This window comes from Herbaspirillum sp. YR522, assembly GCF_000282575.1.
In the GTDB taxonomy this organism is placed as follows: domain Bacteria; phylum Pseudomonadota; class Gammaproteobacteria; order Burkholderiales; family Burkholderiaceae_D; genus Herbaspirillum.
Genome location: NZ_AKJA01000102.1, coordinates 53,662 through 66,656, shown reverse-complemented (window position 1 = coordinate 66,656; position 12,995 = coordinate 53,662). Strand labels below are relative to the sequence as shown.

The 12,995-nt window shown below is 64.0% G+C and carries 12 protein-coding genes; 8 read left to right on the top strand and 4 right to left on the bottom strand.

Annotated features, from left to right (window positions below):
- The first annotated feature begins 4 nt into the window (after positions 1–4).
- Positions 5–379, top strand: coding sequence for a type II secretion system protein (locus PMI40_RS12835; protein ID WP_008115985.1), 375 nt, complete (start codon positions 5–7; stop codon positions 377–379).
- Between the two features lie 14 nt (positions 380–393).
- Positions 394–942: a type II secretion system protein gene (locus tag PMI40_RS12830; protein WP_008115983.1), complete on the top strand. Its 549-nt coding sequence runs from the start codon at positions 394–396 to the stop codon at positions 940–942.
- 97 nt (positions 943–1,039) lie between these two features.
- Here PMI40_RS12830 and PMI40_RS12825 read toward each other — a convergent pair whose 3' ends face one another.
- Both PMI40_RS12825 and PMI40_RS12820 read right to left on the bottom strand, forming a co-directional pair.
- Positions 1,040–2,008 carry a hypothetical protein gene (locus PMI40_RS12825; RefSeq protein ID WP_157221524.1) on the bottom strand — a complete coding sequence of 323 codons (969 nt, stop codon included), beginning with the start codon at positions 2,006–2,008 and terminating at the stop codon, positions 1,040–1,042.
- A gap of 346 nt (positions 2,009–2,354) precedes the next feature.
- Positions 2,355–3,278 (bottom strand): LysR family transcriptional regulator, encoded by a 924-nt coding sequence (locus PMI40_RS12820; protein ID WP_008115979.1) that lies wholly within the window; start codon positions 3,276–3,278, stop codon positions 2,355–2,357.
- Positions 3,279–3,419: 141 nt separating this feature from the next.
- On the opposite strand from PMI40_RS12820, the gene PMI40_RS12815 reads away from it, so the two are divergent.
- Both PMI40_RS12815 and PMI40_RS12810 read left to right on the top strand, forming a co-directional pair.
- The gene (locus PMI40_RS12815) at positions 3,420–4,163 is read left to right on the top strand and encodes an SDR family oxidoreductase (RefSeq protein WP_008115976.1); all 744 of its coding nucleotides are present in this window, start codon (positions 3,420–3,422) and stop codon (positions 4,161–4,163) included.
- 160 nt (positions 4,164–4,323) lie between these two features.
- The gene (locus PMI40_RS12810) at positions 4,324–6,522 is read left to right on the top strand and encodes an OsmC domain/YcaO domain-containing protein (protein WP_008115974.1); all 2,199 of its coding nucleotides are present in this window, start codon (positions 4,324–4,326) and stop codon (positions 6,520–6,522) included.
- Positions 6,523–6,558: 36 nt separating this feature from the next.
- Here PMI40_RS12810 and PMI40_RS12805 read toward each other — a convergent pair whose 3' ends face one another.
- Both PMI40_RS12805 and PMI40_RS24190 read right to left on the bottom strand, forming a co-directional pair.
- Positions 6,559–7,671, bottom strand: a complete 1,113-nt coding sequence (locus PMI40_RS12805) for an MBL fold metallo-hydrolase (protein WP_008115972.1) — start codon at positions 7,669–7,671, stop codon at positions 6,559–6,561.
- Positions 7,672–7,694: 23 nt separating this feature from the next.
- Entirely contained in the window at positions 7,695–9,740 is a 2,046-nt protein-coding gene (locus tag PMI40_RS24190) for a S8 family peptidase (protein ID WP_008115970.1), read from the bottom strand.
- 268 nt (positions 9,741–10,008) lie between these two features.
- Here PMI40_RS24190 and PMI40_RS12795 point away from each other — a divergent pair, with 268 nt between their 5' ends.
- The 4 genes from PMI40_RS12795 (at position 10,009) to PMI40_RS23890 (ending at position 12,879) form a co-directional block, all read left to right on the top strand.
- Entirely contained in the window at positions 10,009–11,187 is a 1,179-nt protein-coding gene (locus PMI40_RS12795; protein WP_008115967.1) for an IucA/IucC family C-terminal-domain containing protein, read from the top strand.
- Between the two features lie 42 nt (positions 11,188–11,229).
- Complete coding sequence (locus tag PMI40_RS12790) at positions 11,230–12,153, top strand: DUF72 domain-containing protein (protein WP_008115966.1); 924 nt, start codon at positions 11,230–11,232, stop codon at positions 12,151–12,153.
- A gap of 220 nt (positions 12,154–12,373) precedes the next feature.
- The gene (locus PMI40_RS23895) at positions 12,374–12,664 is read left to right on the top strand and encodes a hypothetical protein (protein WP_157221522.1); all 291 of its coding nucleotides are present in this window, start codon (positions 12,374–12,376) and stop codon (positions 12,662–12,664) included.
- A complete protein-coding gene (locus tag PMI40_RS23890) occupies positions 12,661–12,879 on the top strand; it encodes a hypothetical protein (RefSeq protein ID WP_157221521.1) in 219 nt (72 codons plus the stop codon). The genes PMI40_RS23895 and PMI40_RS23890 overlap by 4 nt, the downstream gene beginning before the upstream one ends.
- Positions 12,880–12,995: the final 116 nt, after the last annotated feature.

Sequence of the window (12,995 nt, the reverse complement as noted above, 5' to 3'; positions counted from 1 at the left end):
GAACATGCCTGATCGCCGAGGTTTTACGCTGGTCGAGCTACTGGTGGTGATGGCCATCGTCGCGCTGCTGGCCACGCTGGCCATGCCACGTTATTTTCACAGCGTCGATACCGCCCGCGAAACCATCCTGGTCGAGAACCTGCGCCTGACGCGCGAGACGATCGATCAATTCCATACGGATACCGGGCGTTACCCGGCGACACTGGAGGAGCTGGTGCAGAAGAAATACCTCAAGGTCGTGCCGGTCGACCCCCTCACCAAGAGCAGCACCACCTGGGTCATCATCCCTCCCGAAGACCCGGGCCAGGGAGGCGTCTACGATCTGCACAGCGGAGCGCCGGGCCTGCGCCAGGATGGCACGCCTTTTTCGGCGCTGTGATCCGGCAGATGGCCATGTCCCCGCACCGACCATTGACTGCCGACGACGGATTTACCTATATCGGGGTCCTGATCCTGATTGCCATCATCGGCCTGGTATCGACCTCGACCCTGTACGTGGGGAAGATACAGCAGCGCCGTGCCGCCGAAGAAGAGCTGCTCAACATCGGCATGGAATTTCGCCAGGCATTGATTGCCTATGCCAATTCCACGCCGTTCGGCTTCTCCAGGAGTCCGTCGTCGCTGCAGGACCTGTTGAAGGATCCTCGCTTTCCCAACCCGCGCCGCTACCTGCGCAAGCTCTATATCGACCCGATGACCGGCAAGGCCGAGTGGGCGACGGTTCGCACCATCGATGGCCGGGGCATCATCGGCGTGCATAGCCTGTCGGCTGAAAAACCGGTCAAGATCGGGAATTTTCCCGCGGAGCTGGCTGCCTTGGGCAACCGCTCTGCCTATCGCGACTGGAAATTCATGGTGCCTGACGAGATGCAATTGAATCCCGCCGGGCTGGACCTGCCGGAAGATGCGAGCCTCGCCAATCCAGGCAAGGCCGGGAATTGATCGCCGGCGAACGAGCAGCGCTGGAGCCTCGTCGCGGCGGGTCGATTTTCGATTGTCGACTGCCGATTGTCGCGTGCCGAACGCACCGCACCAGCCCTCAGCGGTCGGTATAGATCAGGTCGAGCGCCCGACCGGCTTGCAGTTCGCTCTGGCATTTCTGCTTCAGGAACGCCGAGGCCGACGCAATCTTGCGGGGCTGCTCGTGATAGCTGTCCATGTCCCACCACTGTCCGGATGCATCCTTGCGCAATGCGGCGAAATGCGCCGTGCCGCCCGGGCGGACATAGCCATACGTCACGCCCTTGCAGCGGCCGGAGGTGAAGACGCGGTCGATGTCGGCCGGATCGATGGCGCTCAAGGTGTCGAACGCGACCTGGTTCTTTTTCAGCAGGGCCTGCAGGTGTTCGATATAGACGCCATCGTAGACGGTCTTGCGGGCGGCATTGATTTGCGCCTCGCTGGCCCGGCCGGGTGCCGTGTGCCGCGACAGGTCGCTCATCGCCAGCCGGTGCAGTTGCGGCCATTGCGGTTGGGTGCCGGTCATGTGCGCCAGCGCCAATGCGCCGCACATGTTGCCGCTGGGTTCGCCCCGTTGCAGGGCGGCCTGCGCCGCCTGGAATTGCTGGTAAAAACGCGGGGACGGCAGGGGCCGCCGGGCGATGGGGGCGGGTCTGATCGAGGTTGGCGCAGGACGGTTGCCGGGTGGCGCCGGCTTCATGTCCCGCAGGCTGGCCTCGATGGCCTGCTGGACCAGGCTTTCCTCGATGGCCTGCCGGACCTGCCGCGCTTCCTGTTGGCGGGCTTGCAGTTGCCGGTTGCGCTCGGCATTGCCGATCGACAGGTTCAGCCGTTGCGCGGTCGACATGTTCTGCAGGAAAGGCGAATCGACCGGCCTGCCCAAGGGGTTGCGCCAGATGGCGCCGGCGACGCTGCGATAGCGCATCGTCGGTTGCGCCTGCTGATTGGCCGCAGCGGAATAGACGGCGCCGCGTCGCCGCAGCCGGTTTCCGCCTGATGCGCGCTCATTTTCGAGTTGCCAATGCTGTTGCCGGATGGAGGCTTCCATGGCGCCACGGCGTGGCGGCGGGTCCCGCAGTGCCGGACCTTGCGTGCGCGGTGCAAGAGCAGGCGGCGTGTAGTGTGTTTTTGCAGGCGCCACTTCTCCACGTATCGCACCGAGGAAATTACTGAAGAAAGGGATTCTCATGGACCACCTGTGTCTTTACTGCAAAGCCATTTGCATCGTGGAACGACCAGGCAAGGCGTGGCACGGGGCCGCGCTTGGCCTTGCCCGGGTCGCCGGGCGTTATCGGCGCCCAGGCGCCTGGCCGCACCGAATGCGACTCATGTGCCATGAGTGGGGAGCAGTGCAGGGGAGTTCCTTTTGCCGGCGCTGTAACAGGCGGCGCTGCTCAAGCCATGCCGTTGGCAGCCAGCGACCCGAACTTCTCTTCATACAGGCTGGCCAGCCAGTCGACGAACACCCGCACCCGTGGCGACAGCTGCCGGTGATAGGGGTACAGCGCCGAGAGCGGCATGGCCGGACTTGGCCAGTCGCCGAGCACCTCGACCAGGCGACCCTGCCGCAGGTGGTGCTCGATGTGGTAGCGCGGCAGCTGCACCAGGCCGCATCCGCTCAGTGCGCATACGCTGTAGCCCTGGGCATCGTTGGTGGCTATCCAGCCGCCGGGCGTGAAGTTGCGCAATTCGCCGTCGACGACCAGGTCGATCCCGTGGTGCACCGTGTTGCCGCTCGAGAAGAAACCCACCGATTGATGGCTGGACAGTTGTTCCGGATGTTGCGGCGTGCCGAAGCGCTCCAGGTAGGCAGGGCTGGCACAGATCAACTGCGGCATCAGTGCCAGGCGCCGTGCCACCAGCGTCGAATCGCGCGGCACGCCGGCGCGGATGACGCAATCGACCCCTTCGCGCACCAGGTCGATCAGGCGGTCGCCACTGCTGACGACCAGGTCGATGCCCGGATAGCGACGACGAAAGTCGTCGATGCGGGGCAGCACGACATGGGCCGCGTGGATACTGGACATATCCACCCGCAGCGTGCCACGCGGGCTGGCTGCCACGTGCCGCAACGCGCTCTCGGCGTCGTCCAGCTCGCTGAGCACATGGACACATCGCTCATAGAAGGCCTGGCCGTCGAGGGTCGGACGTACCTGGCGCGTGGTGCGATCGAGCAGCCGGGTGCTCAACCTGGCTTCCAGCTGCTTGATGGCATGGGTGGCGGTGGCGCGCGGAATAGCCAGCGCAGCGGCGGCCTGGCTGAAGCTGCCCAGTTCCACGATGCGGGTAAACAATTGCAGCGTATCGAAGCGGTCCATGGGGATTGTTGTGGCTGGTTGAATTTATATGGCAATTCTGCACTATTTATTCCAATCTGATTAACCGCAATAATGCTTTCCCAGGGCATCGCGCCTTATTCACTCTTTTATTTACCATTCACCCATGATCAGGAGCACACCATGCACGCAGCCACCCCTTCCAAGGTCGCCCTCGTCACCGGCGGTTCGCGCGGTATCGGCCAGGCCATTGCCCAGCGCCTGGCGGCCGACGGTTTCGCCGTGGTCGTCAACTACGCCGGCAATGCCGCCCGGGCGCAGCAAACGGTGGCTGCCATCGAAGCCGCAGGCGGACAGGCCATTGCCATCCAGGGCGACGTCGGCAGCCAGTCCGATGTGAGCGCGCTGTTCGATGGCGCCAAGGCCGCCTTTGGCCGCATCGACGTGGTGGTCAACAGCGCCGGCATCATGCCGATGACGCCCATCGCCGAAGCCGGCCTGGCCGACTTCGACCGGGTGATCGCCACCAACCTGCGCGGCGCGTTCCTGGTGCTGGCCCAGGCCGCCGCGCACCTGGGCGAGGGCGGGCGCATCATCGCGCTGTCGACCAGCGTGATCGCCAAGTCGTTTCCGTCCTATGGCCCTTATATTGCTTCCAAGGCGGGGGTCGAGGGCCTGGTTCACGTGTTGGCCAATGAATTGCGCGGGCGCGGCATCACCGTCAATGCGGTCGCACCGGGTCCGGTGGGCACCGACCTGTTCTTCAACGGCAAGACCCCGGAGCAGATCGCCCAGGTTACCAACCTGGCGCCGCTGCAACGCCTGGGAACGCCCGACGACATCGCCGGCGTGGTGTCATTCCTGGCCGGCCCCGACGGCGCCTGGGTCAATTCCCAGGTGGTGCGCGCCAACGGCGGCTTTGCCTGAGGCCAGCGCCAAGGTGGCTTTAGATGGCCTCTTGAGGAAGGCTGGGATAAACTTCGTCCCCATCAACCAGTTCGTTGCATGATTGAACACAAAGCCCTGTCCTGACGGGGCTTTCGCTTCAATGGCATCACCTCATCAGCACCATTTTTGGAATTCCCCCATGGAAATCAAAGTCAACTTCCTCGACAAGCTGCGTCTCGAAGCCAAGTTCGATGACTTCACGGTCATTGCCGACCAGCCCATCCGCTACAAGGGCGATGGCTCCGCGCCAGGGCCGTTCGATTATTTCCTGGCGTCGTCGGCGCTGTGCGCGGCTTACTTCGTGAAGTTGTACTGCAATACGCGCAATATCCCGACCGAGAACATCCGCCTGTCGCAGAACAACATCGTCGACCCCGAGAACCGCTACAAGCAGATATTCAAGATCCAGGTCGAGCTGCCGGCCGATATCGCCGAGGTCGACCGGCGCGGCATCCTGCGCTCCATCGAGCGCTGTACCGTCAAGAAGGTGGTGCAGGAAGGGCCGGACTTCGTCATCGAGGAAGTCGACAATCTCGACGCCGACGCCCAGGCGCTGTTGAGCCTGGCGCCGGTAGCCGGGGCCAGCACCTATATTGCCGGCAAGGACCTGCCGCTGGAACAGACCATCGCCAACATGTCGGGCCTGCTGGCCGGCCTGGGCATGAAGATCGAGATCGCTTCATGGCGCAATATCGTGCCCAATGTCTGGTCGCTGCACATCCGCGATGCCCATTCGCCGATGTGCTTTACCAATGGCAAGGGCGCGACCAAGGAAAGCGCGCTGGCCTCGGCCCTGGGCGAATTCATCGAACGGCTCAATTGCAACCACTTCTATGGCGGCGCCTTCTGGGGCGAAGAGATCGCCAATGCCGACTTCGTGCATTACCCCGACGAGCGCTGGTTCAAGCCGGGCCCGGGCGATACGCTGCCGGCGGAAATCCTGGACCCGTATTGCCTCGATATCTATAACCCCGATGGCGAGTTGCAGGCCTCGCACCTGGTCGACACCAACTCCGGCAATGCCGCGCGCGGTATCTGTTCGCTGCCCTTCGTGCGGCACTCGGATGGCGAGGTGGTGTATTTTCCGTCCAACCTGGTCGAGAACCTGTACGTCAGCAATGGCATGAGCGCCGGCAACACGCTGGCCGAAGCGCAGGTGCAATGCCTGTCCGAGATCTTCGAGCGGGCGGTCAAGCGCGAGATCCTGGAAGGCGAACTGGCACTGCCCGACGTGCCGCAGCAGGTGCTGGCGAAATACCCGGGCATCGTGGCCGGGATCCGGGCGCTGGAAGAGCAGGGCTTTCCGGTGCTGGTCAAGGATGCCTCGCTCGGCGGTATCTACCCGGTGATGTGCGTGACCCTGATGAATCCGCGCACCGGCGGCGTGTTTGCGTCCTTCGGCGCGCATCCCAGTTTCGAGGTGGCGCTGGAACGCAGCCTGACCGAATTGCTGCAGGGACGCAGTTTCGAAGGCTTGAACGACCTGCCGCAGCCGACCTTCGTCAGTCACGCAGTGACCGAGTCGAACAACTTCGTGGAGCACTTCATCGATTCCAGCGGCATCGTGTCGTGGCGCTTCTTCAGCGCCAGGTCCCATGTCGAATTCGTCGAATGGGACTTCTCGGGACAGGGCGAAGATTCCAATGCCGAGGAAGCGGCGACCCTGTTCGGCATTCTCGAGGACCTGGGCAAGCAGAGCTACATGGCGGTCTACGACCAGTTGGGTGCCACCGCCTGCCGCATCCTGGTGCCCGATTATTCGGAAGTCTATCCGGTCGAGGACCTGGTCTGGGACAACACCAACAAGTCGTTGCTGTTCCGCGCCGATGTGCTGAACCTGCATCGCCTGGACGACGCCAGCCTGGCGGCACTGCTGGAGCGGCTGGAAAACAGCGAGCTCGACGAGTACTCCGATATCGCCACCCTGATCGGCGTCGAATTCGACGAGAACACCGAATGGGGCCAGTTGACCGTGCTGGAGCTGAAGCTGCTGATCCAGCTGGCCTTGAAGCAGTTCGAACAGGCCCACGAACTGGTGGGGGCCTTCCTGCAGTACAACGACAATTCGGTCGAGCGCGGCTTGTTCTACCAGGCCTTGAACGTGGTGCTCGAAGTGCTGCTGGACGACGAACTCGAACTGGCCGACTACGAAGCCAACTTCCGCCGCATGTTCGGCAACGCCCGCATGGATGCGGCCATCGGTTCGGTCGACGGCAGCGTGCGCTTCTTCGGCCTGACGCCGACCAGCATGCAGCTCGAAGGGCTGGACCGTCACCAGCGCCTGATCGACAGCTACCGTAAGCTGCACCAGGCGCGCGCCCGCGCTGCGGCGCATTAGCCCGGCCAGCGACGGCGGCGCGCCCGGGCCGGCGCGTCAGCGGCGCAACGGGGCGAGCAGATCGATGCGCATCAGCAGTTCTCCGGGCTGCCTGACCATCAGCTGTCGTGCCAGCGCCGGGTGCCTGGCCAGTACATTGGCGACCGAGCGGCCATAGTCGGGGTAACGGACGTTGTGGTCATAGGTGAGGCAAACGCGGGCATGGGGCGAAGCGGTACGGGCTATCCAGTCCAGCACCTGTTCGGACGGGTTGCCGTGCCTGCCGTCGCCGGAGATGACATAGTAGTCTGCGGTGATGGCCTGGAAGAAGTCGAGCGACAGGTTGCGATCGCTGCCGTGGTGCGGCACCTTCAGCAGTTCGAAATGGGTGGGCCTGCCGGCCAGCAGGCCGGCGCCCTCGAGGCCGGCCAGGATGTGGTCGCCGCGCGCGTCGCCGGTCAGCAGCATCCGCGGCCCCGGTGCGGCGCCTTGCGGCTGCACCACCACAACCAGGCTCGACAGGTTCAACACCGACTGGTCGACGTAGGCCGCCGTCTGCGCCGCCTTGCCGGGCGAGCGCATCCAACGGGCGGCAAGATCGTCGAGATGCCGCCGGTCCGGGCAGACCAGCGTCAAGGCCAATCCTGGGATAGGCAATGCCGGTGCGGCGCCGTTGGCCTGCAACGCATGCCTGGCGCCGCCGTTCTGCGTGGCCTGGAGCCGGGTCACCGCGTCGCGCAGGCGGCGACCTTGCCGGATGCTGGCCTGGCGCACCGCGCCGCTGCCGGCCGTACCCGGGCCCCGGCCAAGTGCGGCGCATGCCACCGCCAGTGCCGGCGGCGCCTGCCGCAATCCGTCATCGAAGCTGTTGAACCAGAAGCTGGGCGCCTGCCAGGGCGCATCGCCGCTTTCTATCTCATCGACCAGCTGCAGGATGCCGGCAATATGGTCGTCGTCCAGATGGCTGATCATGATGTGATCGAGCCTGAATGACTTGCCGCGATGGGCAGCCAACGCCAGCAGACGCGGCCTGAGCACGGTATCGAAGGTGCCGTTCGGTCCGCCGTCGATCAGCATCAGGCGCGGCTCGTCGTGGGTGCCGTAGTGCAGTATCAGGCAGTCGCCATGAAAGGCATTGAGCACTTCCAGCGTGAAGACGGCGTCGGTCATGGCGATTTTCCCTGCTTGCCGACTCATACCGATTGCAGTGCCCGGAGCACATCCAGCAGCCCGGCGCCCTGGAAGGAACGCTCCCGGCCCAGGTCGGAAGCGCTGTCGCACAGGATGCGCTTGACGGTGGCCGGCTTGCCCATCAATTCGTTATTGCGCGACAGCAGCAGCGCCGCCGCCCCCGATACATGCGGCGCGGCCATGCTGGTACCGTCCATCGTGGCCACGCCCGCGTCGAGTGCGGTCGAGACGATCTTCTCGCCGGGCGCCACCAGGTCGGGTTTGCAGCGGCCGTCGCCGGTGGGACCGCGACTGGAAAAATACGACACGCCATACTGGTACGGGTCCGAACGGTGGGTGGCGCCCACGGTAATGACGCCAGCGGCGTTGCCGGGATCGGTGATGCCCTGGCTGCGATAGGCGCCATCGGGCTGGGCGTGCGCCTGGCCGCGCTGGTAGCCCAGGTTGCCGGCGGCGGCCACCACCACGATGCCGGCGCCTACCAGCCGATCACATTCCAGGCACACCGGGGTATTGCCGCAGGCGTAGTTGCGCACGTCGTGACGCAGCGACAACGACAGATTGACCCCATGTACGTACTGCCGGTCCTTGCTCTGGTTCAGGAAGCGGACATACTGCAAGGCGCCGAGGATGGCGAATTCGTCGCTGTCGTGGTCGCCGTCGAATACCCTCAAGTCCAGCAATTCGATCTCGGGGCAGACGCCGTGCAGCACACCCAGGTGCAGCAGCTCGGGCGGGGTGGCAGGCGCCACCGGGCCCGTGGCCGCGGTTCGTGCGCCCGACGGGCCGGCAGGGGGCGCCTGGTAGGTGGTGGTCTGCCAGTTGGCGGCGATGATCCCGGCCACATGGGTGCCGTGCTGGTCGACCGGCGCGATATAGTGCGCCGGGTCCGACTGGTCCACTTCGAGCAGTGGTTCGAGTGCGGTCCAGTCGAGCATGCGGCCCCGGGCCAGGTCGCGGCGGATCGCATCGATCCTGTCTTGCGCATCCGTGCCATGGCGTTGCTGCAACTGCGCCAGCAGCGCCGGCGGAACACGGCCGCTGGTGATCGCGGCCAGCCGGGTGAAGTCCAATGTCCTGATCACCCGCGAGAGCGATGGCAGGCACAGGCCGTCGCGGATGTGGTGCGCAGGGTCCAGCTGCTCGGGGCGCGCCAGTGCCGGGTGCCGGGCGTCGATGCCGGAATCGATCACCGCCCACCGGATGCCCCGGCCGCCGGTATCGAACAAGCGCATCGCGGCGTCGGCCTTGATGGTCTTGCGGCTGGCCAGCACCGCATGTTCGGCCGCGCGATTGCACGACACCTGCCACAGCGCGGGGTGCCGTCCGTCGCGCCCCGGTACGCTATGCGGGTGGGCGCGATAGCCGGCCAGACACCGGGCCAGCACCGACAACACCCGCGCCGCCTTGCGGGCAACGCCCAGCTCCAGATTGGGGACCGGCCTCCTGATGCCCAGCAGCGACAGGGCCAGCTGCAGGCAGGCGATATTCAAAAGGCCGGCCAGCGCCGCGTGCTGGGCCGTGCTCCATGCGTGGCCCTCGGCGGCGACCAGCCGCGGCCCGATATCGCCAAATCGTCTCAGGCTGGCGGCGTCCTTGATCGACTGCACCAGGGCGCGGCCGACTTGCCCGGCCAGTGCATCGCTGCGCAGCCAGTCGCAGGCGATCATGGCGGCGTGGGCGGCTGGGTCCGGCCCGAAAGCGTTGGCGATGTGTTGCTGCCACCAGCGCGTGGCAGGCAACAAGGCCAGCAGGTCGTAGAAGTCGAGACCCACCAGGAGATGGGATTCGTTGGTGGCGATGTAGCGTTCGCCCTCGGCCCGCTCCAGCGCCGGCAGCAGCCGTGCCACGGCCGAGCGCAGGCCGCTGATGCCGGCTTCCAGGTGCGGGGTCAGCAACAGGGCGTGGGGGCGGTGGAAGCGGCGGCGCCGGGCAAACAGCAGCCAGGCCTCGGCGGGGATGGGAAAGTCGGTAGTGAATCGATGTCCTTCCAGTCCGCAGGCCTGGTGGATCAGTTCCAGGGCGATTGTTTTTTCGATGTCGTCCATAGCGGAAAACCAGGGGAGGCAAGCAAGTGGGGCTTCAATGGGGAATGGAGCAATGGGGCAATGGGCCCCGCAGGATAGTCTCGATGGGCCCGATACCAGTGCGCATGGCGGTATTTCTTCGGCGCGTCGACATTAATTCAATGCGCTTGTAACCCACGCTTCCGGCAGAGCCGTCGAGATCCTCACAATTAATCGCATAACTTCTATTGGTGGCCCTGCCGGCTATTTCTATCGTGATGTCTGTTCAACGACTTGCGAGCCAACGGAAATGGGCGCTACCGACCAGGATCTTTCAGCATGCGCCCCCGAGGCTGCGTGGCGGGCGGCGCAGGACGTGACGCTGCGGCGGCTGGTGCGGGCACTGTTCGATGAAGACCTGCTCGACCGCAGCAAGCTGGTGGTGACACCCGGCACCTGCAATGGCTGGCTACCGCTGTGGCAACGGCCCGCCTTGCTGTTCTTCGAGCAGGTCGAGGTGGCGCCTGCCGGCACCGTCATGTGCCGTGGCGAGGTGGCGCTGGTACTGGGCAATGGCGATCGCATCGCGGGCAATGACCCGGTCGGGTTGCTCGAGTTGCTCCTGGAGGGCGACGCCAGTTGCGCCGTCCGGCTGCCGCAGGTCAAGGCCGACCTGCTGGCCGCAATGCGAGCAGAGGCAGCCGCCATCGTGGCACGCACCGAGGTACTGGCGCAGGTGCAGGCGGTAGCCGGCGCGGGCCTCATCGAGCGCCTGCGTCATAGTTGCTCGCCCCGTGAGATGGCGCTGCTGCTGGACCATTGGGCAGGCATGTCGGGCCAGGGCATCGGCTTCGATCGTGCCGAAGGCCTGCTACCCATTTGCGGCGCCAGCCTGGTGGCCGAGGGGCCTGTCGACGGCCGACCGCTGGTGTGCGAACTGCTGGAGCAGGGCGGTCGTCGCCCGGATGGCGCCGTCGTCGCCGCCTGGTTCGGCGCCTATGCATCCGCGCTGCTGCAGCCGGCGATCGGCTTGTACCTGCGGCACGGCGTGGTGCTGTCGGCAGATGCGCAGCGCTGCCTGATGCTGTTCGACACCGGCGGTCGGCCGCTGTTTGTGCTGATGCGCGAAGTCGACGCGGCAGAGCGGGTGCCGCAGGTTCCGGGTGGCGGCATGGCTGCGCGGGCGGGATTGATCGATACCTGTTTCATGCGTCACCTGCACCCGTTGGCGCTGGCGCTGACGCAGCAATACCTGCCGCGCTCGACCGTGCTGTGGCAGATCCTGCGTGAGGAGACCTCGCGCTGCTTCGATGCCGTGCGGGCCGGGGTCGAGCTCGGGCATTGGCAGCGCGAGCGCGACGCGATCCTCGATATGCCTTGGTCGACGCCAGCCATGCTGCGCATGCAGCTGTGGCCCAACGACGGTCGGCAGCGGCGCTGCGCCTTGCCCAATCCGCTGGTGCTGGGCGCCGGTTGGCACCAATTCTGAGCCTGGCAGTCACACAGGGCCACGTCCAACCACGAGGCCATCATGGGCAAGATCCACATCGGCATTTCCGGCTGGCGCTACACGCCGTGGCGCGGCAGCTTCTATCCCGAGGGCCTGCGGCAGGCCGACGAGCTCGGCTATGCGTCGCGTGCGCTGCCCAGCATCGAACTCAACGGTTCGTTCTACGCCCTGCAGCGCCCGGAAAGCTACCAGCAGTGGTATGACAGCACGCCGGCAGGGTTTGTCTTCAGCCACAAGGGCAACCGCTACATCACCCATACGCTGCGCTTGCGCGGCGACATCGAATCGGCCCTGGCCAACGTGTTTGCCTCTGGCGTATTCAACCTGCGCGAAAAACTGGGCCCGTTCCTGTGGCAGTTCCCGCCCAGCTTCGTGTTCGATGCAGAGCTGATGGAGCACTTCCTGGCGCTGTTGCCGCACGACACCGAGCAGGCGCAGGCGTTGGCCCGCGGCCATGAGCCCCGAATGAAAGGCCGCGTCCAGCTCGAGGTCGACCGGCAGCGCCGCGTGCGCCATGCCGTCGAGATCCGCCACGACAGCTTCGTCGACCCAGTCTTCATCCGCCTGCTGCGCAAGTACAAGGTGGCGCTGGTGGTAGCCGACGCCGCCAAGAAATGGCCGTCATTGCAGGACGTCACGGCTGACTTCCTGTACCTGCGCCTGCATGGCGACAAGCGCCTCTACGAGAGCGGCTACAGCGACCAGGCCATCGACGACTGGACGCAGCGCATCGGCGCGTGGGCGGTGGGCAAGCAGCCTGAGAATGGCCGGCGCGTGCTCGACGCGGCGCCACCGCGACGCGCGCAGCGCGATATCTATTGCTATTTCGACAACGACATAAAGGTTCGCGCCCCATTCGATGCCCGTCGCCTCATCGAGCGGCTGGCGTTGCCGGACAAGTTGATCGCGCTGGGCTCGCTGCCACCGGAGATGAGACGGCGGTGAAGGGCAAAGCGCAATCGTCCCGACGCAATCATGACACTCGGCAGCGGGAATAGAAAATGCCCATTTCAGAACATGTCCGTCGGGTTGCCTTCGAGTTTCGCGAACTGGGTTTCACTACAGTGGACCAGAAACGCGCGCCGTTGTAATGACCCAGCCAAACCTGCTCACTTTATGCGGCTAACGCAAATGCCTCAGCCGGGGTCTTCATACCAAGGGCCTGATGCGGCCGCTGGTCGTTGTAAAAGCCAGAGATCCGGACGGGCAATTAGTCGGCGTTGAGGTGAAAACATCAATTTTGGGATTTTTTAACTTGAACGCCAAACAGGTGGCCTTTGATATTGCCGTATATGATGATGGCGCAAGCTCTAGGTGGGGAATAATCACATCTTTTGGCTATGTTGGGGTTGGAATGGGAAATATTCCTACATCTTTTCAAAGCGCGGCATTGCAATCGGCCTTAAGGTTAAAAGGCGTGACCCTAGATGTTATTCCTGGTTTGAAGGTCAAATGAAAAAACACCGCGCACTAATTGAGCAGTTGGAAAGCTTCGGATTTGCCCTCCTTCCCGGGCAGAAAATTAATTCAAGTACGGAAAGTTATTTTGTTTGTAATGATAGCTACGGTACCGATGTCGAAGCACTTATAGCAGTGCGTTATCTTTCATGGACACAAAGATATGAATTTGACTTTGGTTTTAACTCCCCAGCTATTCGCTTATTTTTTTAAATGAGATATCGAATTTTTCACGCAAAATAAAATTCGCGATAGAACAGATGAATAAAGAGAGGCCCTATTGCTGGTTTACTTTGCCGATGATATGGGAATCAATAAACTATCGCCTA